General features: G+C 60.7%; 27 protein-coding genes and 1 tRNA gene. 20 read left to right on the top strand and 8 right to left on the bottom strand.

Annotated elements, in window-relative coordinates; genetic code table 11:
• Positions 1-3: 3 nt before the first annotated feature.
• Both hemH and HRH33_RS04630 read right to left on the bottom strand, forming a co-directional pair.
• Complete coding sequence (gene hemH / locus HRH33_RS04635) at positions 4-1,029, bottom strand: ferrochelatase (RefSeq protein WP_167417772.1); 1,026 nt, start codon at positions 1,027-1,029, stop codon at positions 4-6.
• Positions 1,030-1,043: 14 nt separating this feature from the next.
• Positions 1,044-1,943: a TIGR01777 family oxidoreductase gene (locus HRH33_RS04630; RefSeq protein ID WP_167417773.1), complete on the bottom strand. Its 900-nt coding sequence runs from the start codon at positions 1,941-1,943 to the stop codon at positions 1,044-1,046.
• Positions 1,944-2,141: 198 nt separating this feature from the next.
• On the opposite strand from HRH33_RS04630, the gene HRH33_RS04625 reads away from it, so the two are divergent.
• The 12 genes from HRH33_RS04625 to HRH33_RS04570 all read left to right on the top strand — a co-directional run bounded on the left by HRH33_RS04625 (position 2,142) and on the right by HRH33_RS04570 (position 12,137).
• Positions 2,142-3,128 carry an NAD(P)/FAD-dependent oxidoreductase gene (locus tag HRH33_RS04625; RefSeq protein WP_167417774.1) on the top strand — a complete coding sequence of 329 codons (987 nt, stop codon included), beginning with the start codon at positions 2,142-2,144 and terminating at the stop codon, positions 3,126-3,128.
• On the top strand, positions 3,125-3,340 hold the full coding sequence (locus HRH33_RS04620; protein ID WP_047881679.1) for a TIGR02450 family Trp-rich protein: 216 nt from the start codon (positions 3,125-3,127) through the stop codon (positions 3,338-3,340). The genes HRH33_RS04625 and HRH33_RS04620 overlap by 4 nt, the downstream gene beginning before the upstream one ends.
• 112 nt (positions 3,341-3,452) lie before the next feature.
• Positions 3,453-4,412: a YbgA family protein gene (locus tag HRH33_RS04615; protein ID WP_034095799.1), complete on the top strand. Its 960-nt coding sequence runs from the start codon at positions 3,453-3,455 to the stop codon at positions 4,410-4,412.
• A 15-nt stretch (positions 4,413-4,427) separates the two neighbouring features.
• The gene (locus HRH33_RS04610) at positions 4,428-5,357 is read left to right on the top strand and encodes a MerR family transcriptional regulator (RefSeq protein ID WP_034111698.1); all 930 of its coding nucleotides are present in this window, start codon (positions 4,428-4,430) and stop codon (positions 5,355-5,357) included.
• Positions 5,358-6,803: a deoxyribodipyrimidine photo-lyase gene (phrB, locus tag HRH33_RS04605; protein ID WP_167417775.1), complete on the top strand. Its 1,446-nt coding sequence runs from the start codon at positions 5,358-5,360 to the stop codon at positions 6,801-6,803.
• Positions 6,796-7,218 carry a nuclear transport factor 2 family protein gene (locus HRH33_RS04600; RefSeq protein WP_167417776.1) on the top strand — a complete coding sequence of 141 codons (423 nt, stop codon included), beginning with the start codon at positions 6,796-6,798 and terminating at the stop codon, positions 7,216-7,218. The genes phrB and HRH33_RS04600 overlap by 8 nt, the downstream gene beginning before the upstream one ends.
• A complete protein-coding gene (locus HRH33_RS04595; RefSeq protein ID WP_034095795.1) occupies positions 7,215-7,997 on the top strand; it encodes an SDR family NAD(P)-dependent oxidoreductase in 783 nt (260 codons plus the stop codon). The genes HRH33_RS04600 and HRH33_RS04595 overlap by 4 nt, the downstream gene beginning before the upstream one ends.
• Entirely contained in the window at positions 7,994-9,241 is a 1,248-nt protein-coding gene (locus HRH33_RS04590) for an NAD(P)/FAD-dependent oxidoreductase (RefSeq protein WP_167417777.1), read from the top strand. Before HRH33_RS04595 ends, HRH33_RS04590 begins: the two co-directional genes overlap by 4 nt.
• On the top strand, positions 9,238-10,047 hold the full coding sequence (locus HRH33_RS04585; RefSeq protein WP_034095793.1) for a DUF1365 domain-containing protein: 810 nt from the start codon (positions 9,238-9,240) through the stop codon (positions 10,045-10,047). Before HRH33_RS04590 ends, HRH33_RS04585 begins: the two co-directional genes overlap by 4 nt.
• On the top strand, positions 10,034-11,305 hold the full coding sequence (locus HRH33_RS04580; RefSeq protein ID WP_034136804.1) for an SAM-dependent methyltransferase: 1,272 nt from the start codon (positions 10,034-10,036) through the stop codon (positions 11,303-11,305). The genes HRH33_RS04585 and HRH33_RS04580 overlap by 14 nt, the downstream gene beginning before the upstream one ends.
• Complete coding sequence (locus tag HRH33_RS04575; protein WP_034095791.1) at positions 11,298-11,777, top strand: DUF2878 domain-containing protein; 480 nt, start codon at positions 11,298-11,300, stop codon at positions 11,775-11,777. Before HRH33_RS04580 ends, HRH33_RS04575 begins: the two co-directional genes overlap by 8 nt.
• A gap of 54 nt (positions 11,778-11,831) precedes the next feature.
• Positions 11,832-12,137: a YkgJ family cysteine cluster protein gene (locus HRH33_RS04570; RefSeq protein WP_034111692.1), complete on the top strand. Its 306-nt coding sequence runs from the start codon at positions 11,832-11,834 to the stop codon at positions 12,135-12,137.
• Positions 12,138-12,190: 53 nt separating this feature from the next.
• On the opposite strand, the gene HRH33_RS04565 is transcribed toward HRH33_RS04570, so the two are convergent.
• The 6 genes from HRH33_RS04565 to hemA form a co-directional block, all read right to left on the bottom strand.
• Positions 12,191-12,709: an acyloxyacyl hydrolase gene (locus HRH33_RS04565; RefSeq protein WP_040267202.1), complete on the bottom strand. Its 519-nt coding sequence runs from the start codon at positions 12,707-12,709 to the stop codon at positions 12,191-12,193.
• A 111-nt stretch (positions 12,710-12,820) separates the two neighbouring features.
• The gene (gene murI, locus HRH33_RS04560; protein WP_167417778.1) at positions 12,821-13,615 is read right to left on the bottom strand and encodes a glutamate racemase; all 795 of its coding nucleotides are present in this window, start codon (positions 13,613-13,615) and stop codon (positions 12,821-12,823) included.
• On the bottom strand, positions 13,608-14,363 hold the full coding sequence (locus HRH33_RS04555; protein WP_167417779.1) for a molybdopterin-synthase adenylyltransferase MoeB: 756 nt from the start codon (positions 14,361-14,363) through the stop codon (positions 13,608-13,610). The genes murI and HRH33_RS04555 overlap by 8 nt, the downstream gene beginning before the upstream one ends.
• Entirely contained in the window at positions 14,357-15,187 is an 831-nt protein-coding gene (gene prmC / locus HRH33_RS04550; protein ID WP_167417780.1) for a peptide chain release factor N(5)-glutamine methyltransferase, read from the bottom strand. Before prmC ends, HRH33_RS04555 begins: the two co-directional genes overlap by 7 nt.
• Positions 15,188-16,270 carry a peptide chain release factor 1 gene (gene prfA, locus HRH33_RS04545; protein WP_034136799.1) on the bottom strand — a complete coding sequence of 361 codons (1,083 nt, stop codon included), beginning with the start codon at positions 16,268-16,270 and terminating at the stop codon, positions 15,188-15,190. It lies immediately after the preceding gene.
• Positions 16,267-17,556, bottom strand: coding sequence for a glutamyl-tRNA reductase (gene hemA, locus HRH33_RS04540; RefSeq protein WP_167417781.1), 1,290 nt, complete (start codon positions 17,554-17,556; stop codon positions 16,267-16,269). The genes prfA and hemA overlap by 4 nt, the downstream gene beginning before the upstream one ends.
• A gap of 183 nt (positions 17,557-17,739) precedes the next feature.
• On the opposite strand from hemA, the gene HRH33_RS04535 reads away from it, so the two are divergent.
• The 8 genes from HRH33_RS04535 (at position 17,740) to ychF (ending at position 24,647) form a co-directional block, all read left to right on the top strand.
• Positions 17,740-19,464 carry a tetratricopeptide repeat protein gene (locus HRH33_RS04535; RefSeq protein ID WP_034095784.1) on the top strand — a complete coding sequence of 575 codons (1,725 nt, stop codon included), beginning with the start codon at positions 17,740-17,742 and terminating at the stop codon, positions 19,462-19,464.
• A 4-nt stretch (positions 19,465-19,468) separates the two neighbouring features.
• Complete coding sequence (gene lolB / locus HRH33_RS04530) at positions 19,469-20,086, top strand: lipoprotein insertase outer membrane protein LolB (protein ID WP_123480734.1); 618 nt, start codon at positions 19,469-19,471, stop codon at positions 20,084-20,086.
• A gap of 49 nt (positions 20,087-20,135) precedes the next feature.
• Positions 20,136-20,939: a 4-(cytidine 5'-diphospho)-2-C-methyl-D-erythritol kinase gene (gene ispE / locus HRH33_RS04525; protein ID WP_231980936.1), complete on the top strand. Its 804-nt coding sequence runs from the start codon at positions 20,136-20,138 to the stop codon at positions 20,937-20,939.
• Between the two features lie 37 nt (positions 20,940-20,976).
• Positions 20,977-21,051, top strand: a tRNA-Gln gene (locus tag HRH33_RS04520).
• A 46-nt stretch (positions 21,052-21,097) separates the two neighbouring features.
• Positions 21,098-22,039, top strand: a complete 942-nt coding sequence (locus tag HRH33_RS04515) for a ribose-phosphate pyrophosphokinase (protein ID WP_003171603.1) — start codon at positions 21,098-21,100, stop codon at positions 22,037-22,039.
• A gap of 137 nt (positions 22,040-22,176) precedes the next feature.
• A complete protein-coding gene (locus tag HRH33_RS04510; protein ID WP_034136795.1) occupies positions 22,177-22,773 on the top strand; it encodes a 50S ribosomal protein L25/general stress protein Ctc in 597 nt (198 codons plus the stop codon).
• 167 nt (positions 22,774-22,940) lie between these two features.
• On the top strand, positions 22,941-23,525 hold the full coding sequence (pth, locus tag HRH33_RS04505) for an aminoacyl-tRNA hydrolase (protein WP_167417782.1): 585 nt from the start codon (positions 22,941-22,943) through the stop codon (positions 23,523-23,525).
• A gap of 21 nt (positions 23,526-23,546) precedes the next feature.
• Positions 23,547-24,647 carry a redox-regulated ATPase YchF gene (ychF, locus tag HRH33_RS04500; protein ID WP_034095779.1) on the top strand — a complete coding sequence of 367 codons (1,101 nt, stop codon included), beginning with the start codon at positions 23,547-23,549 and terminating at the stop codon, positions 24,645-24,647.
• Positions 24,648-24,773: the final 126 nt, after the last annotated feature.

Below are 24,773 nucleotides of genomic sequence, written 5' to 3'. Positions count from 1 at the left end.
CGCCTACAGTTGCTGCGGCGCGCGCTCGCACAGGGTATTGAGCGCCGCCGCCCACTGGGGGTCATCGTTCAGGCACGGCACCAATATCAGGTCCTCGCCCCCGGCCTCGCGGAATTGCTCGCGGCCGCGGTCGCCGATCTCCTCCAGGGTCTCGATGCAATCGGCGACGAACGCCGGGCACATCACCAGCAGTTTTTTCACACCTTGCTGGGCCAGCGCCTCCAGGCGGGCCTCGGTGTAGGGTTCGATCCATTTCGCGCGCCCCAGCCGCGACTGGAACGCCACCGACCACTTGCCCTCGGGCAAGCCCAGCCGCGCAGCGAAATCACGGGCGACACTGAAGCACTGTGCGCGATAGCAGGTGGCGAGCACCTCAGGCGAGGCATTCTTGCAGCAGTCGGCATCCTTGAAGCAATGCTGGCCGGTGGGGTCGAGCTTGGTCAGGTGCCGCTCGGGCAAGCCGTGGAAACTCAGCAGCAGGTGATCGTAATCCTGTTCCACATAGCGGCGCGCGCTCGCCGCCAATGCGTCGATGTACTCCGGCTGATCGTAGAACGGCTGCAGGATCGAAAACTGCACATCCAGTTTCTTATCACGCACCACGCGCTGGGCCTCTTCGATCACCGTGGTCACGGTGCTGTCGGCAAACTGCGGGTACAACGGCGCCAGCGTGACTTTGCGGATGCCCTGGGCGGCCAGGCGCGTCAGGGTGGTTTCCAGGGAGGGCTCGCCGTAACGCATCGCCAACTCCACCGGGCCTTGGGTCCACTGCGCGGTCATTTGCGCTTGCAGGCGACGGCTGAGCACCACCAACGGCGAGCCCTCGTCCCACCAGATCGATGCATAGGCATGGGCCGACTGCTCTGGGCGCTTGATCAGGATCAGCGACACCAGCAGGCGTCGCACCGGCCATGGCAAGTCGATCACATAAGGGTCCATCAAAAACTGATTGAGGTAGCTGCGCACATCGGCCACCGAAGTGGACGCCGGTGAACCCAGGTTGACCAGTAACAACGCGTGATCCGTCATGCAACATCCTATCTCTAGAGGCGGGTGGACAAGTCGTCCAGAGCCGCACGCAACTCAGTGAACTGGAAAGTGAAACCGGCCGCCAGCAAACGTTCCGGTACGGCCTTTTGGCCGCCCAATAACAACCCCGACAACTCGCCCAGCCCCACCTTCAACGCGAAGGCCGGCATGGGCATAAATGCCGGGCGATGCAACACTTGGCCCAGGGTCTTGGCGAACTCGCGGTTACGCACCGGGTGCGGCGCGCACGCATTATAAGGACCGTTGGTGTCTTGCTTGTGCAGAAGAAAATCAATCAGGGCAATTTGATCCTGGATATGCACCCACGGCATCCACTGGCGGCCATTGCCGATAGGCCCGCCCAGCCCCAGTTTGAACGGCAGCAGCAACCGCGACAAAAAGCCGCCCTCGGCAGCCAGTACCAGACCAGTGCGCACCAGTACCACGCGGATACCCAGGGCTTCGGCGCGTTGGGCGGTTTCTTCCCAGGCGATGCACAGCTGGCTGGGGAAGTCGTCCTGCACCGGGCCACTGGCTTCGGTCAATTCGCGCTCGCCGCCGTCGCCGTACCAACCCACCGCCGAACCGGACACCAGCACTGCCGGTTTCTGCTCAAGGCCTTCGAGCCAGGCCAGCAAGGTTTCGGTAAGACTGATGCGGCTGCTCCACAACAGCGCCTTGCGCTTGTGAGTCCAGGGGCGGTCGGCGATGGGCGCGCCGGCCAGGTTGACCACCGCATCCACTGCGCCGATCACCTCTTCCAGGCGCGCAACGCCCAGTACTTGCGCGCCGCACAGCGACGCCACTTCCTCAGGATGACGGCTCCACACGGTCAGACGATGACCTTGGGCCAGCCAGTGTTGGCAGAGTTGGCGACCGATCAAGCCGGTACCGCCGGTCAGCAAAATATGCATGGGACGCTCCTCATGTAACGTTCGCCGCCGATCACTGGTCTATTTTATAAGCAGGGATCAATTCGAAGTCGGGCGTGGCGTAGGGTTAACCATAGGCCACGCCAACGGTTCAGGTACGCCAAAACTTATACCAAAAAACAATATTGTACAGCTATTGGTCTCGGCGTAGCCTGTACCCAACGGTAAATGAGGCCCACCATGACTCTACCCATCGCGATTATCGGTACCGGCATCGCCGGACTTTCCGCCGCCCGAGCGTTAAAAGAGGCCGGGCACCTTGTGCAACTCTTCGATAAAAGCCGCGGCAGCGGCGGACGCATGTCCAGCAAACGCAGCGATGCCGGTGCGCTCGACATGGGCGCCCAGTACTTCACCGCCCGCGACCGGCGCTTCGCCACCGAGGTGCAACGCTGGCAGACGCAGGGCGTGGTCGATCAGTGGCAACCACAGCTTTATCAATTCAAGTCCGGCCAGCTCACGCCCTCACCCGATGAGCAGGTGCGCTGGGTCGGTACACCGCGTATGAGTGCGATCACCCGCGCATTACTGGATGATTTGCCGGTGCAATTCGGCTGCCGCATCACCGAGGTGTTCCAAGGCAAACATCATTGGAACCTGCAGGACGCCGACGGCGGCAATCACGGGCCGTTCAGCCATGTCATCATCGCCACGCCCGCGCCCCAGGCCACTGCCCTGCTGGCAGCCGCGCCCAAACTGGCGGGCGTCGCCGCCGGTGTCAAAATGGACCCTACCTGGGCCGTGGCCCTGGCCTTCGACACCCCGCTGGACACCCCAATGGAGGGCTGCTTCGTACAGGACAGCCCCCTCGATTGGCTGGCGCGTAACCGCAGCAAGCCCGGGCGCGACACCACCCTCGACACCTGGGTGCTGCACGCCACCAGCGCGTGGAGCAAGGCTCATCTGGACCTGTCCAAAGAAGCGGTCACCGAATACCTGCACGGCGCGTTCGCCGAACTGCTGCACAGCGCCATGCCCGCACCGTCGTTCAGCGTGGCGCATCGCTGGCTGTACGCGCGACCGTCCAGCGCCCATGAATTCGGCGTGCTCGCCGATGCCGACCTAGGCTTGTACGTATGCGGTGACTGGTGCTTGTCCGGCCGTGTGGAAGGCGCCTGGCTCAGCGGGCAAGAAGCAGCGCGACGGCTGATCGAGCATCTGCAATGAACCGCATCAACCCGGCCAAATTGCTGCTGTCGAAGTGGACAGCAGCACACCCCCAAAACAAGGAAAAGCATTTTCTGGTCACCGAACTGTTTCGTGACGAAGAAGGCACCGTGTTGGAAATCGAGCTGCAAGCGGTCATGACGCGCCGGGGTGAACGCCTGCCGTGGCAAACCCTGCAAGACGCCGGGGCGTGGAAAATCGGCTGGCAATAATCTCAGCGCAAAAACTTATACAAATTATTTGACTTGTACAGCATCAAACCTATGATGAGATTTAGTTGTACAGGCACTTTTGTTTGTACAGGAATTTTGCAGAGGTTTGCTCATGTCCAGCATTACCAAACCGAAGATCGCCATCAGCGCCTGCCTGCTGGGCGAGAACGTGCGCTTCAATGGCGGACATAAACAATCCCTGCTCTGCTGCCAGACCCTGGCCGATTATTTCGACTTTGTGCCGCTGTGCCCGGAAGTCGCCATCGGCCTGGGCATCCCCCGTGAACCGATCCGTCTGGTGGGCGACCCTGCCCAGCCGCAAGCCGTCGGCACGGTGAACCGTGCCCTCAACGTGACCCAGCCGCTGGACGATTACGGCCGGCAGATGGCGCGCGAGCATACCGACCTGTGCGGTTACATCTTTATGCAGAAGTCCCCGTCCTGTGGCCTGGAGCGGGTCAAGGTGTATCGCGAGAACGGCACACCGGTGGACGGCGGCGGTCGCGGCATCTATGCCCAGGCGTTTTGCGCGCGCCACCCCAACTTGCCGGTGGAAGAAGACGGTCGCTTGAATGACCCGGTCCTGCGGGAAAACTTCCTCACCCGCGTATTCGTCTATGCCAGCTGGCAAGCACTGCTGGCCGAAGGTTTGAGCCGTCATCGCTTGCTGGCCTTTCATTCTCGGTACAAGTACTTGCTGATGGCTCACAGCCCGCAGCACTACAAAAGCCTCGGTCACCTGTTGGGCACGATGGATAAAAGTACCGAGCTGGATGAGCTGGCCAGCGTTTACTTCACTGAGCTGATGACCGGCCTGAAAAAATGCGCCACCCGCGGCACCCACAGCAATGTGCTGCAGCACATCAGCGGCTACCTGAAACAGGTGATCAGCGCCGACGACAAACAGGAAATGCAGACCGTCATCGGCCAATACCGCCACGGCATCGTGCCGCTGGTGGTGCCGCTGACGTTGCTCAAGCACCACTTTCGTCAACACCCGGACCGCTACATTGCGCAGCAGGCGTACTTGCAGCCGCACCCGGAAAATCTCAGCCTGCGAAATGCGATCTAACCCATGAAAAGCGTCATGAACGCCGTCCTCCAAGACGAACCCGGCGAAGACATCGCCCAAGCCCTTGAAGACGGCTGGCTGCCGATCCGTGAAGTGGCGCGCCAGACCGGCGTCAACGCCGTGACCCTGCGCGCCTGGGAACGCCGTTACGGTTTGATCGTGCCGCAGCGCACGCCCAAGGGGCATCGGCTCTTCAGTGCCGAGCATGTGCAACGTATCCACACCATCCTGACCTGGCTTAACCGCGGCGTGCCCGTCAGCCAGGTGAAAAACCTGATCGACTCCGCCCAGATCACCCCCGACAGCGTTGCCAACGAATGGCAGAGTCTGCGCCAGACATTGGTGCAGGCCATCAGCGACTTGGCCGAGCGCCGGGTCGACGATGCCTTTAACCAGGCCATGGCGCTGTACCCGCCGCGCACCTTGTGCGAGCAACTGCTGCTACCGCTGATCCAGGAACTGGAGCAACGCTGGCAGGGCCAGTTCGGCGCGCAGATGGAGCGGGTGTTTTTCCTGTCGTGGCTGCGTAGCAAGTTTGGCGCGCGCATTTACCACAACAATCGTCAATTGCACGGTGCGCCGCTGCTGCTGATCAACCAGTCCGACTTGCCGCTGGAGCCGCATCTGTGGCTCAGCGCCTGGCTGGCCAGCAGCGCCGATTGCCCGGTGGAAGTGTTCGACTGGCCGCTGCCGGCCGGCGAATTGGCCCTGGCGGTGGAGCACCTCAAACCGCGCGCCGTGCTGCTGTATTCGAGCAAAGCCTTGCAACTGCCGGCCTTCGCCAAACTATTGGGCGGTGTTGATTGCCCGACACTGCTGGTCGGCCCCACGGTGAGCATTCATCAGGCCGAGCTGGCGTTATTGAGCCATGACCTTGCGGATCTGTCCCTCGCCGAAGACCCGTTGTCGGCCCACCAGCTTATGCTCCAGCGTGGACTCGTCTAAATGCACCTGATCTGGCTGCGCACCGACTTGCGCCTTCACGACAATACCGCCCTGGCCGCTGCGAGCCAGCGCGGCCCGCTGGCAGCGGTGTACCTGATCACGCCCGAACAATGGCTGGCCCACGATGACGCGCCGTGCAAAGTGGATTTCTGGCTGCGTAACCTGCGGCACTTGAGCCGGTCCCTGGGCGAACTCAACATCCCGTTGCTGATCCGCACCGCCGCCACCTGGGACCAGGCACCCGCCGTGCTCCGCCAATTGTGCGGCGAGTTGGGCGTGGCGTCGGTGCACGTCAACGAGGAATACGGCATTCATGAAAGCCGCCGAGATGCGGCGGTGGCCACGGCGCTGGAAGCCGATGGGGTGACCTTCCACAGCTACCTGGATCAATTGTTTTTCCAACCCGGCAGTGTGCTGACCAAAAGTGGCACGTATTTCCAGGTGTTCAGTCAGTTCCGCAAAGTCTGCTACACCCGTCTGCACAGCGCCCTACCGCGCCTGGTGAGCACGCCCAAGGCACAGGCAAAACTGGCGATCAAAAGCGACACCGTGCCAGCCACCGTCGATGGCTTCGAACCGCCGAGCGAACGCCTACGCGCCCTCTGGCCTGCCGGTGAAGACGAAGCCCGACGCCGCCTGGAAACCTTCGCCGATGCGCAGATCAGCTACTACAAGGACGAGCGCGACTTCCCGGCCAAGCCCGGCACCAGCCAGTTGTCCGCCTACCTGGCCGCCGGCGTGGTCTCGCCGCGCCAATGCTTGCACGCGGCGCTGCAAACCAATCAGGGCGAGTTCGAAAGCGGCGATATCGGGGCGATCACCTGGATCAACGAACTGCTGTGGCGTGAGTTCTACAAACACATTCTGGTGGGCTACCCCCGGGTGTCCCGTCACCGCGCCTTCCGCCCCGAAACCGAAGCCGTGGCCTGGCGCGATGCGCCCAAGGACCTGGCGGCCTGGCAAGAGGCGCGCACCGGTCTGCCGATCATCGACGCGGCGATGCGCCAGTTGCTTGAAACTGGCTGGATGCACAACCGCCTGCGCATGGTGGTGGCGATGTTCCTGACCAAGAATCTGTTGATCGATTGGCGCGAAGGCGAACGGTTCTTCATGCGCCATCTGATCGACGGCGACCTGGCCGCCAATAATGGCGGCTGGCAGTGGAGCTCTTCCACCGGCACCGACTCGGCGCCGTACTTCCGGATTTTCAGCCCGCTGAGCCAATCGGAAAAATTCGACAGCGAAGGCGTGTTCATCAAGCACTGGCTGCCGGAACTGGCCGGGCTGAATAAAAAGGAAGTCCACAACCCCGACGCGGTTGGCGGATTGTTTGGCGTGGCGGATTACCCGCGCGCCATTGTCGATTTGAAAAAATCCCGCGAGCGCGCCCTGGCGGCGTTTCGCAGTCTGCCGTCGCGCGAAGCGGTAGGAGGTGCCCATGAGTGATTTCCTGCGCCGTTTCGCCCAGACCTTCGCCACCCTGGACAAGCACAACCTGCACTTGCTCGACAGTCTGTACAGCAAGGACATCGCCTTCACCGATCCGCTGCACGAAGTGCACGGCTTGACCGCGCTGCACCGCTATTTCGAGTCGCTGTACGGCAACGTCAGCCAGTTACGCTTCGATTTCCACGGTTTCGATCAGGTCGCCGAGGGCGAAGGCTACCTGCGCTGGAAAATGAGCTTCTGCCACCCGCGCCTGGCCAGTGGCAAGGTCATCCGCGTGGAAGGCTGCTCACACCTGATGTGGCGTGAAACGGTGTACCGCCATCGGGATTATTTCGATGCCGGCGCGCTGCTGTACGAACACCTGCCCGTGTTGGGCAAGGTGATCAGTTGGCTGAAAAGGAGAGTGGGATGAACGCAGTGACGCCCCGTCGTTATTGGCTGACTGGCGCCAGCAGTGGTATCGGCGCCGCGCTGGCCGTGGAGCTGCTCAACAGCGGCGCCCAGGTGGCCTTGAGCTCGCGCACCAAAGAGCCGCTGGAGGCGTTGGCGCAGCGTTATCCTGGCCAAGTGCTGGTGGTGGCCGGCGACCTGACCAACAGTCAGACCGTGCGCGAAATCGGCGAGCACATCGCTCAGGTGTGGGGTGCGCTGGACACGGTGATCCTCAACGCCGGCACGTGCGAATACGTGGACGCCCGCCAGTTCGACTCATCGATCATCGAGCACGTCGTGCGCACCAACCTGCTGGCCAGCAGTTACTGCATCGAAGCCGCCCTGCCGTTGCTGCGCGCCGGGCTCACGCCGCACCTGGTGGGCGTCGCCAGCGCCGTGACTTACCTGCCAATGCCGCGTGCCGAGGCGTACGGTGCATCCAAGGCCGGCCTGCGCTACTTGTTCGAATCGCTGCGCATCAGCCTGTCGCCGGAAAACATCGACGTTACCGTGATCAGCCCAGGCTTTGTCGACACGCCCCTGACCGAACGCAACGACTTCCCGATGCCCCTGAGCTGGCCCGCCGACAAAGCCGCCCGGCATATCTTCGCCAAGCTGAGCAAGCGTCCGTTGGAGATCGCCTTCCCCGCGCTGTTTATCGCCACCTTGTGGCCGTTGTCGAAACTGCCCAACCGCGCGCAATTGATCATCGGCAAACGTATGTTGCGCAGCCCACCGCCGAAAAAGGACGACCTGTGAAGATCGCCATTATCGGTAGCGGTATCGCCGGGCTGACCAGCGCCTATCTGCTCAGCCGCCGCCACGACATCACCCTGTTCGAAGCGGGCGACCGCATCGGCGGGCATACCCATACGGTCAACGTGACGGTGGAGGGCCAGCCCTACGCGGTGGACACCGGTTTTATCGTGTTCAACGACTGGACCTACCCCAACTTCATTCGGTTACTGGGGCAGATCGGCGTGGCGTTCAAACCCACCGAGATGAGTTTTTCGGTGTGCGACGAGCGCACCCGGTTCGAGTACAACGGCAACAACCTCAACAGCCTGTTCGCCCAGCGCCGCAATATCCTCTCGCCAGGCTTCTGGGGCATGTTGCGCGACATCCTGCGCTTCAACCGCCAGGCTCCGCTGGATCTGCAGGAACAACGGATCAGCGCCGATATGACCCTGGGCGACTACCTCACTGCCGGCGGTTACGGTGAGCGCTTCGTGCGTCATTACATCGTGCCGATGGGGGCAGCGATCTGGTCGATGTCACTGGCGGACATGTTGGGGTTTCCGTTGCAGTTCTTTGTACGGTTCTTCAAGAACCACGGCTTGTTGTCGGTGAACAATCGCCCGCAATGGTGCGTGATCGAAGGCGGCTCCAGCGCTTATATCGAACCGCTGACGCGCGGTTTTCGTGAGCGGATCCGCCTGAACTGCCCTGTGCATAAAGTCGAACGCAACCAGGACGGTGTGGTTATCCACAGCGCGGCCGGTAGCGAGACGTTCGATCGGGTGGTGTTCGCCTGCCATAGCGATCAGGCCCTGGCGTTGCTCGGCGACCCGAGCCAGGCCGAGCAGGAAATCCTCGGCGCCCTGCCCTACGCCGACAACGACGTAGTGCTGCACACCGACACGCGCCTGCTGCCCGACCGCAGGCTGGCCTGGGCCAGTTGGAACTACCGGCTGACCGGCGACAGTCAGGCCCAGGCCGCCGTAACCTACGACATGAACATCCTGCAAGGCATCGACAGCACCACGACCTTTTGCGTGAGCCTCAACCAGACGGCGGTGATCAACCCGCTGAAGATCCTCGCGCGCTTTACCTACGCCCACCCGCAATACAGCCTGGCCGCCGTCGCCGCCCAGCAGCGCTGGGAAGAACTGAACGGCGCCCGACATACCCATTATTGCGGTGCCTATTGGGCCAACGGGTTCCACGAGGACGGCGTGGTCAGCGCCCTGCGCGTGGCGCAAACCTTCGGAGAGACCCTGTGAACAGCGCCCTGTACAGCGGCTGGATTGCCCACCGCCGGTTTGCGCCCAAGGCTCATGCCTTTCGCTACCGCATCGGCCTGCTGTACCTGGATTTGAGCGAAGAAGACCAAGTGCTCGGGCTCTCGCCCCTGGCCGGACGTAGCCGCCTGGCGCCCTTCGGTTTTCGCCAGCAGGACTACCTGCGTGAGTTGACCGGCCACGGCATGAGCCTGAGCGATGCCGTGCGCCAGGAAGTCGGCAAGGCGCTGGGGCGCACACCCCAGGGCGTTATCTGCCTACTGACCCAGGCTCGCAGTTGGGGCCTGGCTTTTAATCCGGTGAGTTTCTTCTACTGTTTCGAGGCCGATGGGCAATTGGCCGCGATCCTGTGTGAAGTAACCAACACCCCTTGGCGCGAACGCTACCACTACGTGCTGCCGGCCCAGGCCCTGGGCGCGGACGAGCACCAGCATTTCGCCGTGGCCAAGGCGTTCCATGTGTCGCCGTTCCTGCCGCGGGACCTGGAATACCGCATGAGCTTCAGCCCGCCCGCCGAGCGGCTTGGCGTGCATATGGCCGACTGGCAGGGCGAGCTGAAAGTCTTCGACGCCACCCTGAGCCTGCACAAAGAGGCGCTGACCCGCGCCAGTCTGCACCGCTACCTGGGACGTTTTCCGTGGATGACCGCCAAGACCTGCCTGGCCATTTACTGGCAGGCCCTGCGCCTGTTGCTCAAACGCACACCGATTTTCTCCCACCGGGCCGCCGATGGCGCCTCTCGCACCGCCGTCGGGTATACCAAGGAACATCGCCATGAAATCCCCTAGCTTATCGGTCAAGGCCAGTCGCCTGAACGTCAACGGCATGACCACCGCGCTGCTGCGCAAGGGTGTGCTGCGTCAACTCAGCCAATTGCGCCATGGCCAGTTGGTGGTGATCGAGGACGGTGAACGCCAAGTGTTCGGCGCACGGGAAGCGCACCTGTTGGGGGAAATCCAGATCGTCGATCCGGCCGTTTGGGGCCTGGTGGCGGCCAACGGTTCGATCGGCGCCGGCGAAGCGTTTATCCATGGCTACTGGACCAGCCCGGACCTGACCGCCGTGGTGCGGGTGATGGTCAGCAACCTGGACGTACTCGACGCGCTGGAAGGTGGCCTGGCCCGCCTCGCCCGCCCGCTGACTCAGAGCCTGCACTGGCTCAACCGCAATACGCGCGAGGGCTCGCAAAAAAACATCGCCGCCCACTACGACCTGGGCAATGAGCTGTTCGAACAATTCCTCGACCCAACCATGATGTACTCGGCGGCGCAATTTCTGACGGCCGACGACACCCTGGAACAGGCGCAACTGAACAAACTGGAGCGTATCTGCCAGAAGCTTGCCCTCAAACCCAGCGACCATTTGCTGGAGATCGGCACCGGCTGGGGCAGCATGGCGCTGTATGCCGCGCAGCACTATGGCTGCAAGGTCACCACCACGACCCTGTCCAAAGAACAATTTGCGTACACCGAACAACGCATACAGGCGTTGGGCCTGCAAGATCAGGTCACCCTGCTGCTAAGGGATTATCGCGATCTCACGGGCGAGTACGACAAACTGGTGTCCATCGAGATGATCGAGGCTGTGGGTCATCGCTTTCTGCCCACCTACTTCAAGCAATGTGCACAGTTGCTCAAGCGCGACGGTCTGATGTTGCTGCAAGCCATCACCATCCGCGAACAGCGTTTCGAGCAAGCCAAACGCAGCGTGGATTTTATCCAGCGCTACATCTTCCCCGGCGGCGCCCTGCCCTCGGTGCAGAACATGCTGCAGATCGTCAGCCGCGACACCGATATGAACCTGCTGCACATGGAAGACTTCGGTCTGCACTACGCAAAAACCCTGCGCCTGTGGCATGAGAATTTTCGCCGCGCCCATGGCCGCCTGACGGAACTGGGCTACGACGAGTACTTCCTGCGGCTGTGGGAGTTCTACCTGTGCTACTGCGAAGGTGGCTTTATGGAGCGCACCATCGGCACCGCTCAGTTGCTGCTGGCCAAACCGGCGGCGATCAACCCTCCGCTGCTCGGGCGTTTCAATGCTTAAAAACCTGGCCAACGCCGCGCTGTTCCAGTGCGGCTGGTTTGCCTGCGTGCTGGGCGGCGACGGCCCCTGGTTGCTGATTGGCGTGGCGGTGCTGGCCGTTCATCTGCTGTGGATAAGTTCTTGGGCCAAGGATGGCGCGCTGATCATTGGCGTGACTGTGGCGGGCACGCTGCTGGACACGTTACTGCGAGCGCTGGGTGTGTTTCAGTTCAGCGAACCGGGGCCGTTGATCCCGTTTTGGCTGATGCTGCTGTGGGCGCTGCTGGCCACCACGTTGCGTCATTGCCTGGCATGGAGCGCACGCCCCTGGTGGCGAGCCGCCGTATTAGGCGCAGTGGGCGGGCCGCTGTCGTATTACGCCGGCAGCCAGTTGGCAGGCGTTGAATTCGGCTTTGACGTGGCGCCCACGCTGATCGGGCTGGCGCTGCTGTGGGCAGTGGTTTTTGTCGGGCTGCATCGATTGGCGCGCTGACGTCTGTCAGACCTTTCACACCCGAGACTCGCCCATGCCTTACACTGCGCGCCTATGACCAACATCCCCCACATCCAAATCGCTGAACCCGCCGTCACCTGCTCTACGTGTGCGGCGTGCTGCTGCCAGCTGGAAGTCATGCTGATTACCGATACGGGCGTGCCTGAGCGCTATATCGACACAGACGATTGGGGCGGTGAAGTGATGCTGCGCCTGGACGACGGCTGGTGTGCGGCGCTGGATCGGGACACGATGATGTGTACGATTTACGAGCGGCGTCCGCTGATTTGTCGGGAATTCGAGATGGGCGCACCGGAGTGCCTGGAAGAACGCCAGGGAATTGCGACGGCGTATATCTGATCGCAATGCGGGAGGGCACAAGCCGCCCCCGCAGCGTTTTGCAATGCGGGTGATTACAACGGCATGGTGTAGTGCAGCGCGTAGCTCTCTACCCCATCGTTGTTGCTGCTGATACCGGCGTTGGAATAATGGGTGGCGCGAATGCCCACTTCATGCCCACCGGTAAAGCGCAGCCCGAAACCCAAACGGTCTTCAAACTGAAAAGCCTGGCCGATGTTGTTGTCTTCCAGCTTGGTACGGGAGAAAACAGCAACGCCGATGCCGGCCTCGATGTACGGTTTAACCGATTGCCCGGCAAATTCGTACACAAACACCGGTGAGAACGACAGACTGCTGGCGCCTGCGCGGTCATCACCTTCCCAGTACGTGTAAGCACCGCTCCAGTAACCAGTCAGGCGACCTACATCGCTTTGCATCCAACTCTTATCCCAATCCGAAGTCAGCCCCAGGCGGTAAGTCAACGTCGAATCGCTGGTGGACCCCAGACCGAATTCGAGGCCGGCGGCCTGCGCCGAAAACGAGTGTCCTACAACGGCGGCCGCAATCGCAGCCAAACAGAACAAGCGCTTCATTAAACGTTCCTTCCGAACAAGTTTGTATGGTGTTTTGTACAAGCAATCTCGCTATAGAAGCCTGCGCAGAGCCAGAAGTTCAGCTTCTAATCACGAAATTTCACGAAATTTTCACGAGCCGAAGCTTCGCACGATTCCGGGATGTTTCCATAGTGTCGGTAGGATATTTCTTAGGTGAGACAGATCGCCGCTGGTCCAGAACTGCGCGGGAGCAGGTTTGCCGTCGGCCAACAGGTCGCGCTCGCCCAATAAGCGCTTGAGCTGCCGTGCCACTGCGGCGCCAGTATCGATGAGGATGACGCTCGGCGGCAGCATTTGCGCCAGCATCGGTTTAAGGAAGGGGTAGTGGGTACAACCGAGGATGATGGTGTCGCAACCGGCACTGAGCAGGGGCTCGACATAACCCTGTAACAACTGGCGCAGGGCCGGGCTGCTCAGGTCGCCGGTTTCAATCAGTTCCACCAAGCCCGGGCATGGCTGGGTAATCACGCGCACGTCGGTGGCAAAACGGTCGAGCAGCGCCGCGAACTTGGCGCTTTGCAGGGTGCCGGTGGTGGCGAGCACGCCGACCACACCACTGCGGGTCGCGGCGGCAGCGGGTTTGACGGCGGGCTCCATGCCCACCAGCGGCCAATCGGGGTAGTCCAGACGCAGGTCGGCGACGGCGGCCACCGTCGCCGTGTTGCAGGCAATTACGAATGCCTTGGCGCCCTGCTCGCGGAAAAACGCCGCCACCCGCCGCGAACGCTCGCGAATAAAGGCCGGAGTTTTCTCGCCATAGGGGATATGCCCGCAATCGGCAACGTAGAGTAGCGACTCGTGGGGCAGCAGTTGCTGGATTTCCTCCAGCACCGACAGGCCACCGACACCGGAATCGAACACACCGATCGGCGCATCCTTACCCATGGCGAGTCCCGCAGACACTGCAGCCAGGGTCGCGCTTGACCCGCAGCTCGCGGAAACGCGTGGTCAAGGCATCGATCAGCAATAAACGCCCGACCAACGGCTCGCCAAAACCGGCCAACAGCTTCAGGGCCTCCAGGGCTTGCAGGCTGCCGACCAAGCCCACCAGCGGCCCGACGACACCGGCTTCGCTGCAGGTCAATTCGGTGTCGCTGCCGTGCCCATATAAACAGTGGTAGCACGGGCTGTCGGCGCGACGGGGGTCAAACACCGACAGTTGCCCTTCCAGGCGAATCGCCGCGCCGCTGATCAACGGCTTCGCGGCGGCGACACAGGCGGCATTGACCGCCTCGCGGGTAGAGAAGTTGTCACTGCAATCGAGCACCACATCCACTTGAGCCACGGCAGCGGCCAGCGAATCGGCATCCAGCGCGGTGCGATGCGGCACCAGTTGGATGTCGGGGTTGATCGCGCGCAAGCGACGCATGGCCGAGTCGACTTTGGTCTGCCCGACACTGTCAGTGTCATGAATGATCTGGCGTTGCAGGTTGGTCAGGTCGACCGTGTCGAAATCCGCCAAATGCAACTGGCCAACGCCCGCAGCGGCCAGGTACAGCGCTACCGGCGCGCCCAGACCGCCAAGGCCGACAATCAGGGCACGGCCGTTTTTGAGGCGCAATTGCCCGTCAATGTCGACATGCTGCAACAGAATCTGTCGGCTATAGCGCAACAGCTCCTGATCGGTCAGCACGGCCGGCGCCCTAAGGTGATACGTTCGTGCCCGCCAAGGTCGACGCGGCTGTGCACTAGCTCAAAACCTTGGCTCTGCAAAAGGTCGCGTACCGCAGGGGCTTGATCGTAACCGTGCTCCAACAGCAACCAGCCACCCGCATTCAGGTGGGCGGGCGCGTCCTGGATGATCAGCCGCAGGTCATCCAAACCATCATGGCCCGCCACCAGGGCGCTGGCGGGCTCGAAACGCACGTCGCCGGCCACCAGATGCGGATCGTTGTCGGCGATATACGGCGGGTTGCTGATGATCAGATCGTAGGAGTGCCCGTGCAGGGCGCTGAACCAATGGCTGTTGAGTACCGTGGCGTTATTCAAGTGCAGACGCTGGCGATTGCGTTCGGCCAGGGCCACCGCTTCCAGCACGCGGTCGACCGCAGTCACTTGCCAGGCCGGGCGCTCGCTGGCCAGGGCCAGGGCAATCGCGCCGCTGCCAGTGCCCAGGTCAAGCACGCGGGCAGGCGTGGCCGGCAATAATTCCAGCGCCGCTTCCACCAGCATTTCGGTCTCGGGACGCGGGATCAGCGTGTGCGGCGCCACTTCAAGGTCGAGTTTCCAGAAACCCTGCTGGCCGAGAATATAGGCCACCGGCTCGCCCGCGCGGCGGCGTTGCAGGTAGCCGGCAAACGTCAGCGCGTCTTCGCTGCTGACGATTTTTTCCGGCCAGGTGTGCAGATAGCTGCGCGATTTGCCCAGGGCCGCAGCCAGTAACAATTCGGCGTCCAGGCGCGCGGTGGGCGAATCCGGCAGGTCGGCGGCGCGCAACAGGCTGGCGATGATGGTCATTTATTCACCTATGGCCGCCAATTGATCGGCCTGGTATTCGGCGAGCAACGGCTCGATCACCGCTTCAACGCCGCCGGCGAGGATTTCGTCCAGGGAATACAGGGTGAGGTTGATCCGGTGATCGGTCACTCGGCCCTGGGCGAAGTTGTACGTGCGAATGCGCTCGGAGCGGTCGCCCGAGCCCACCAGCAGCTTGCGCTCAGTGGCGATCGCATTGGCGGCGGCGCTGGTCTGCTGGTCGTTGAGCTTGGCCGACAGCCAGGACATGGCACGCGCCCGGTTCTTGTGCTGGGAGCGCTCTTCCTGGCACTCCACCACGATGCCCGACGGCAAGTGGGTGATACGGATCGCCGAGTCGGTCTTGTTGACGTGCTGGCCGCCGGCACCGGACGAACGATAGGTATCGATGCGCAAGTCGGCCGGGTTGATCTCGATGGCTTCCTGTTCATCCGGCTCGGGCAGCACCGCGACGGTGCAGGCCGAGGTGTGGATGCGGCCCTGGGACTCGGTGGCCGGCACCCGTTGCACACGGTGCGCGCCAGACTCGAACTTCAGCTTGCCGTAGACATTGTCGCCTTCGACGCGAGCGATGACTTCTTTATAGCCACCGTGTTCGCCTTCGTTCTCGGACAGAATCTCCACACGCCAGCCGCGACGCTCAGCGTAGCGCGAGTACATACGGAACAGGTCGCCGGAGAAGATCGCCGCCTCGTCGCCACCGGTGCCGGCGCGGATTTCGAGGAACACGTTGCGTCCGTCGTTGGGGTCTTTGGGCAGCAGCATGCGTTGCAGGTCGCCTTCCAGCTCGGCGAGTTTTTCCTTGGCCTCGCGGACTTCTTCCACGGCCATTTCACGCATGTCCGGGTCGCTGTCCTTGAGCAGTGCCTGGGCGCCTTCAAGGTCGGCCTGTACTTTCAGCAGGTTCTTATAGGTGGCGACCACGGGCTCAACTTCGGCGTATTCCTTGGAATAGGCACGGAATTTGGCCTGATCGGCGATGACCTCGCCATCGCCGAGCAAGGCGGTCAATTCTTCGAAACGGTCCTGGAGCACGTCCAGTTTATTGAGCAGTGACGCTTTCATTGCAGTTTTTTATCCGAAGAGCTGTCTGACGCGCCCTCTCCGAGGGCAAAAAGTTCCTGGGCCATGGCCAGCGCATCGAGGCGGCCTTCGGCGGTCAATTTCTTAAGTTGCACACTGGGTGCATGGAGCAATTTGTTGGTCAGGCCACGCGCCAACTGCATCAACACCTCTTCGGCACTGCCGCCGTTGGCCAGCGAGCGCTGAGCCTTGAGCAGTTCTTCGTCGCGCAGGCGTTCACCTTGCTGACGATACGCCTTGAGCACGTCCACCGCCGCCAGTTCACGCAGGCGCACCATGAAATCTTCGGCGCCGGTGCTGACCATTTCCTCGGCGGCCTGGGCTGCGCCCTGACGAGTCTTGAGGTTCTCGGCGACCACTTCGTGCAGATCGTCGACGCTGTACAGATAAACATCGTCCAACTCGCCGACTTCGGGCTCGATATCCCGAGGAACGGCGATATCTACCATGAAAATCGGCTTGTGCTTGCGCAGCTTCAGCGCGCTCTCAACCGCGCCTTTGCCCAGGATCGGCAACTGACTGGCGGTGGAGCTGATAACGATATCGCTGCGCACCAGTTCGGCCGGAATATCCGCCAGCAGCACCGCATGGGCGCCGAACTGTTCGGCCAGGATACTGGCGCGCTCCAAGGTACGGTTGGCCACCACGATACGCTTGACCCCCAGGTCGTGCAGGTGACGAGCGACCAGGGTGATGGTTTCTCCGGCGCCGATCAGCAGCGCCTGGCTGCGTTGCAGGTCACTGAAAATCTGCTTGGCCAGGCTGACGGCCGCGAACGCCACGGACACCGGGTTTTCGCCGATCGCCGTGTCGGTGCGCACCTGCTTGGCGGAGTTGAACGTGGCCTGAAACAGCCGACCCAGCAACGGACCGACGGTGCCGGCTTCGCGCGCCACGGCGTAGGCGGATTTCATCTGGCCCAGGATCTGCGGCTCGCCCAACACCAGCGAATCGAGACCGGCCGCCACACGCATCATGTGACGAACTGCCGCATCCTCTTCATGCACATAAGCACTGGCGCGCAGCTCGTCGAGGCTCAAATGGTGATAATCGGCCAGCCAGCGCAGGACGACATCCGCAGAGAGATGTTCCTGTTCTATATAAAGCTCACTGCGATTGCAGGTCGAAAGGATCGCAGCTTCGCGACTGTCGGTGAGCCGGCAGAGCTGCTGCAAGGCTTCAACCAACTGCTCAGGCGTAAACGCCACGCGCTCGCGCACGTCTACAGAGGCAGTCTTGTGGTTAATACCGAGTGCGAGGAAGGCCATTCAATATCGCTGATGATGTCGGGAAGCCGGCGATTGTCCTACTTCGAAAGATTCAGAACAACCACCGTCGTCTATTGTCCCTATACCTTGTGCCTATAAAAGACACGCACTGAGACTCGGTTATGTTTGGCCGAAGGCTTGTGTCATGATGATCCGACCGCAGGTTAGTCGTCCTCTTCCTATATGAATAGATCTTCCGCGTTGCTCCTTGCTTTTGTCTTCCTTAGCGGCTGCCAGGCCATGGCCCCCGTGCAGCCGGACGGTACGCCGCCGACAGAAGACAGCACCCCCGCCCCTGAAAAGCCCAAGGTTTACTCATCGTTCAGCGAAGAAACGGTGTACAGCCTGCTGACCGCGGAGCTGGCCGGCCAGCGCAATCGCTTCGATATTGCGCTGGATAACTACGTGACCCAGGCCATCAATACGCAGGACCCGGGGATCTCCGAGCGCGCGTTTCGCATCGCCGAGTACTTGGGGGCCGATCAGGCGGCGCTGGACACGTCGCTGATCTGGGCGAAAAACGCCCCTGACGACTTGGAAGCACAACGGGCGGCAGCCATTCAGTTGGCGCGGGCCGGGCGCTATGACGACTCCATGGTGTATATGGAGAAAGTCCTGCAGGGCAAGGGCGACACCCATTTCGACTTCCTGGCGCTGTCGGCCGCCGACACCGACCAGGACACCCGCAATGGCCTGATGAACAGTTTCGACCGACTGCTACAGAAGCACCCGAAAAACAGCCAGTTGATTTTCGGCAAGGCCTTGCTGCTGCAACAGGATGACGAAGCCGAAGCAGCGCTGAAGCTGCTGGAACAAAACCCGCCGGATGAGGGGGAAATCGCCCCCATTCTGCTGCGCGCACGCTTGCTGCAGAATCTCAATCGCGGCAAGGAAGCGATTCCGTTGCTGGAAAAAAGCATCAAGAAGTACCCGGAAGACAAGCGCCTGCGCCTGACTTACGCACGTATGCTGGTGGAGCAGGACCGCATGGAGGACGCCAAAGTGCAGTTCGCCAATCTGGTCCAGCAATATCCGGACGACGATGAACTGCGCTATTCCCTGGCCCTGGTATGCCTTGAAGCCAAAGCCTGGGACGAGGCCAAAGGGTACCTGGAAGAGCTGATCGCCCGGGAAAGCCATGTGGATTCCGCGCACCTGAACCTGGGCCGCATTGCCGAAGAGCGCAACGACCCGCAGGCAGCCCTGCTCGAATACGCTCAGGTCGGCTCCGGTAACGATTACCTGCCGGCCCAACTGCGCCAGGCCGATATCCTGATGAGCAACGGCCGCACCGATGAGGCGGAAAAACGCCTGGCCGCCGCGCGGGATGCCGAGCCGGACTATGCCATCCAGTTATACCTGATTCAGGCTGAGACCTTATCGGCCAATAGTCAGGGTGATCGCGCCTGGAAAGTGCTGCAACAAGCCCTGTTGCAATTCCCCGACGATTTGAACCTGCTGTACACCCGCGCCATGCAGGCGGAAAAACGCAATGACTTGGCGCAGATGGAAAAAGACCTTCGCCTGATCATCAAGCGCGACCCGGACAATGCCATGGCCCTCAACGCCCTGGGTTACACCTTATCCGATCGCACCACGCGCTACGACGAGGCCAAGGCGCTGATCGAACAAGCGCACAAACTCAATCCGGAAGACCCGGCCGTCCTCGACAGCCTCGGTTGGGTGAATTACCGCCTGGGTAATCTGGATGAAGCCGAACGCCTGCTGCGCCAGGCGTTGGAGCGCTTTCCCGATCAGGAAGTCGCGGCCCACTTGGGCGAAGTGTTGTGGGCCAATGGCAAGCAGCGCGAAGCCCGTCAAATCTGGGAAAAGTTCCTCAAGGAACAACCCGAAAGCCCCATCCTGCGCAGCACCATCAAGCGCCTGACCGGATCCGAGACCCTTTAAACTTATGTTTTTGCGCCACTTTGTAGTGTTCAGTCTTATCGCCTTGCTCGCCGGTTGCGCTGGCTTTGGCGCCCGTGAATCCGTTGAAGGCCAGGGCAACCCGGCGCAATGGAAGCAGCACAAGAGCCAACTGGCCAGCATCGATGGCTGGCAGATCGAAGGCAAGGTTGGCGTACGCGCGCCGAAAGATTCCGGCAGCGGTACGCTGTTCTGGCTGCAACGCCAGGACTACTACGATATTCGCCTCTCGGGCCCATTGGGCCGAGGTGCGGCGCGGCTGACCGGGCGTCCGGGCCAGGTCAGCCTCGAAGTGGCCAATCAGGGGCGCTACGAAGCGACCTCCCCGGAAGCTCTGCTGGAAGAACAGATTGGCTGGAAACTGCCGGTGTCTCATCTGGTCTGGTGGGTGCGCGGTTTGCCCGCACCGGACAGCAAGAGCCGCCTGAGCCTTAACGGCGACAGTCGTCTGGCCACCCTTGAACAGGATGGCTGGCAAGTTGAGTACCTCAGTTACGTACAACAGAACGGCTATTGGCTGCCCGAACGCATCAAATTGCACGGCACGGACCTGGACGTCACGCTGGTGATCAAGGACTGGCAACCGCGCAAATTGGGGCAATAACGTGACCGCAGAAAAACTGACCCTGCCCTCTCCGGCCAAACTCAATTTGATGCTGCATATTCTTGGACGCCGTGAAGACGGCTACCACGAGCTGCAGACGCTGTTTCAATTTCTCGATTACGGCGACGAACTGACCTTCGCCGTACGCGACGACGGCGTGATCCAGTTGCATACCGAATTCGAAGGCGTGCCCCACGACAACAATCTGATCGTGCGGGCCGCGAAAAAACTCCAAGAGCAATCCGGCAGCTCACTGGGCATCGACATCTGGATCGATAAAATTTTGCCCATGGGCGGTGGGATCGGCGGTGGCAGCTCGAATGCCGCGACTACGCTGCTGGGCCTGAACCACTTGTGGCAGCTCGGCTGGGACCCTGATCGCCTGGCTGCGCTGGGCCTGACGCTGGGGGCCGACGTCCCGGTTTTCGTTCGCGGGCACGCGGCTTTTGCCGAAGGCGTAGGGGAAAAACTGACCCCTGTAGAGCCCGAAGAGCCTTGGTATGTGGTCCTTGTCCCGCAAGTCTCTGTAAGTACAGCAGAAATTTTTTCAGATCCGCTGTTGACACGTAACTCTCCTCCCATTAAAGTGCGCCCCGTTCCCAAGGGAAACAGTCGAAATGACTGCTTACCGGTTGTAGCAAGGCGTTATCCAGAGGTACGTAACGCTTTGAATTTGCTAGGTAAATTTACCGAAGCAAAATTAACCGGAACTGGAAGTTGTGTGTTTGGGGGCTTCCCAAGCAAAGCTGAAGCTGATAAAGTCTCGGCCCTTCTTACAGAGACCCTTACAGGGTTTGTAGCAAAGGGAAGCAACGTTTCGATGTTGCATCGCAAGCTGCAAAGTCTGCTCTAAAAGGAATCGAGTACTGGGTACTCGTTGCAACAGATACAGGGGCGTCGCCAAGCGGTAAGGCAGCAGGTTTTGATCCTGCCATGCGTTGGTTCGAATCCAGCCGCCCCTGCCATTTTCCTATACTCATCCAGGTTACCCTCAGCCTCTAGGTACTGCGCGTGTCCAAGATGATGGTCTTTACGGGGAACGCTAACCCCGATCTGGCTCGACGTGTCGTACGTCAGCTGCATATCCCTCTCGGTGACATCTCTGTCGGTAAATTCTCCGACGGCGAAATTACAGCCGAGATCAATGAAAACGTCCGCGGTAAAGATGTCTTCATTATTCAGCCGACCTGCGCTCCGACCAACGATAACCTGATGGAACTCGTCGTGATGGCTGATGCCTTCCGCCGCTCCTCAGCGACTCGAATCACAGCTGTAATCCCTTACTTTGGTTATGCCCGTCAGGATCGCCGTCCGCGTTCCGCGCGTGTGGCTATCAGCGCGAAAGTCGTGGCTGACATGCTGACCGTGGTAGGCATCGACCGTGTTCTCACGGTTGACCTGCACGCTGACCAAATCCAGGGGTTCTTCGATATTCCGGTAGATAACATCTACGGCTCCCCCGTTCTGGTGGATGACATCGAAGACCAGCGCTTTGAAAACCTGATGATTGTGTCCCCGGACATTGGTGGCGTCGTGCGTGCACGGGCTGTTGCCAAATCCCTGGGCGTGGACCTCGGGATCATCGACAAACGCCGTGAAAAAGCCAATCACTCTGAAGTGATGCATATCATCGGTGATGTCGAAGGGCGTACCTGTATTCTGGTTGATGACATGGTCGACACCGCCGGCACCCTGTGCCACGCGGCGAAAGCCTTGAAAGAGCACGGTGCGGCTAAAGTCTTCGCCTACTGCACACACCCTGTGCTGTCGGGCCGAGCGATCGAGAACATCGAGAATTCCGTGCTGGACGAACTGGTGGTGACCAACACCATCCCGTTGTCCGCCGCCGCTCAAGCCTGTGCGCGTATCCGTCAATTGGATATCGCACCGGTCGTTGCTGAGGCGGTTCGCCGCATCAGCAACGAAGAATCGATCAGCGCGATGTTCCGTTAAGGGTTACCCCTTCGTAATAAAGCACTGACGAAAAGCGCCCCGCCCCAGCATTGTGTTGGGGCGGGGCTTTTTTGCCCATATCGAGTTTGGCGCTGGTCGCAAACGCCACTCGATGATGGCTATTTTGGAGATACAAAATGACTGAATTTACTCTGAACGCCCAAGCGCGTACTGACCTGGGGAAAGGTGCGAGCCGCCGCCTGCGTCACGCCGCTAACATTCCTGCTGTTGTATACGGCGGTAGCAAGCCTGCTGAATCCGTGACCATTCTGGCCAAAGAAATCGCCAAGCTGTTCGAAAACGAAGCTGCCTACAGCCACGTTATCGAGCTGAACGTCGACGGCACCAAGCAGAACGTCATCGTTAAAGCAATGCAGCGTCACCCTTCCAAGCAGTTCATCATGCACGCCGACTTCGTTCGCGTTGTAGCTGGCCAGAAACTGACCGCTATCGTGCCTGTGCACTTTGTTGGTGAAGAAGCTCCGGTCAAGAAAGGCGGCGAGATCTCTCACGTCCTGAACGAAATCGAAGTGACCTGCCTGCCGAAAGACCTGCCTGAGTTCATCGAAGTCGACCTGTCGGCTCTGGAAGTCGGCGCCATCGTTCACCTGTCCGACATCAAGGCGCCAAAAGGCGTTGAGTTCGTTGCGCTGGCTCACGGTGATGACAAAGCAGTTGCCAACGTACACGCTCCACGCGTTGCTCCAGAAGCTGAAGAAGGCGCTGCAGAGTAATTCACTCTGTCTTGCCGGAGCTTGAGGAAACATCGCGGACCGAAACGTAGCGAGAAAGCGGGCGATAACGCGGCGTTTACTCTTGAGTAAATGATCTTTGTCGTCCACTTTCGCCGCATGCAGGTCGCGGCGATGTTATCCACAACTCCAAAGGAAGGGCCCCTGTCGTGACTGCCATTAAACTGATCGTTGGCCTGGGAAATCCAGGCGCCGAATACGAACAGACCCGGCATAACGCGGGGGCCCTTTTTGTTGAGCGCATCGCCCACGCCCAAGGTGTCAACCTGGTGGCCGATCGCAAGTATTTTGGCCTGACCGGACGCTTTTCGCATCAAGGTCAGGATGTTCGTCTGCTGATTCCCACCACCTACATGAACCGCAGCGGCCAGGCTGTCGCGGCGCTTGCGGGTTTCTTCCGGATCAAACCCGATGAAATCCTGGTGGCCCATGACGAACTGGACCTGCCACCCGGCGTCGCCAAGCTCAAACAGGGCGGCGGGCATGGTGGTCACAATGGCCTGCGCGACATCATCGCGCAGTTGGGCAATCAGAATACCTTTTACCGCCTGCGGCTCGGCATCGGCCATCCGGGCGTTGCCAGTATGGTTTCAAATTTCGTCCTGGGTCGTGCGCCACGCGCCGAACAGGAAAAACTCGATGCCAGCATCGATTTTGCCCTCGGCGTGCTGCCGGATATCCTCGCCGGTGAATGGAACCGTGCGATGAAAAACCTGCACAGCCAGAAGGCCTGACTCTTACCGAGGGGAAACACCATGGGATTCAATTGCGGCATCGTCGGCCTGCCCAACGTCGGCAAATCCACCCTGTTCAACGCCCTGACCAAGTCCGGTATTGCGGCGGAGAACTTCCCCTTCTGCACCATCGAACCCAACAGTGGCATCGTGCCTATGCCCGATCCGCGCCTGGACGCATTGGCGGCCATCGTCAATCCCAAGCGCATCCTGCCGACCACCATGGAATTCGTCGATATCGCGGGCCTGGTGGCCGGCGCGTCGAAAGGCGAAGGCCTGGGTAACAAGTTCCTGGCCAACATCCGTGAGACCGACGCCATCGCCCACGTGGTCCGCTGCTTTGAAGACGAGAATGTGATTCACGTATCCAACAGCGTCGACCCGAAACGCGACATCGAGATCATCGACCTGGAACTGATCTTCGCCGACCTCGACAGCTGCGAAAAACAACTGCAGAAAGTTGCGCGTAACGCCAAGGGCGGCGACAAGGATGCCGTGGTCCAAAAAGGGCTGCTTGAGCAGTTGATCGCCCACTTCACCGAAGGCAAACCTGCGCGCAGCCTGATGAAGAACATGGGTGCCGACGAGAAAGCTGTGATCAAAGGCTTCCACCTGCTGACCACCAAGCCTGTGATGTACATCGCCAACGTGGCTGAAGACGGCTTCGAGAACAACCCGCTGCTCGACGTGGTCAAGGCCATTGCCGACGAAGAAGGCGCCATGGTTGTTCCGGTGTGCAACAAGATCGAAGCGGAAATCGCCGAACTTGAAGACGGCGAAGAAAAAGACATGTTCCTCGAGGCCCTGGGCCTGGAAGAGCCTGGCCTGAACCGCGTGATCCGAGCCGGCTATGAAATGCTCAACCTGCAAACCTACTTCACCGCCGGTGTCGAAGAAGTCCGCGCCTGGACCGTCAAGGTCGGTGCCACCGCGCCACAGGCCGCCGGCGTGATTCACACCGACTTCGAAAAAGGCTTTATCCGTGCTGAGGTGATCGCTTACAACGACTTCATCCAGTACAAGGGTGAGGCCGGTGCCAAGGAAGCAGGTAAGTGGCGTTTGGAAGGTAAGGAATACATCGTTAAAGATGGCGATGTGATGCACTTCCGTTTCAACGTGTAATCGCTACTCGCGGTTTACGCCGAATATAAAAAGCCGATGCACTGCATCGGCTTTTTTGTGGGCGACGACTTTACGAATACTCTGACACAACAGATCAGTCTAAATACCAACAGTTTTCAGACTCTG

It is taken from the genome of Pseudomonas rhodesiae (assembly GCF_013285305.1).
Taxonomy (GTDB): Bacteria; Pseudomonadota; Gammaproteobacteria; order Pseudomonadales; family Pseudomonadaceae; genus Aquipseudomonas; species Aquipseudomonas rhodesiae.
Note: the sequence above shows the minus strand (reverse complement) of the source record. Positions and strands in the feature narration are given on the sequence as shown.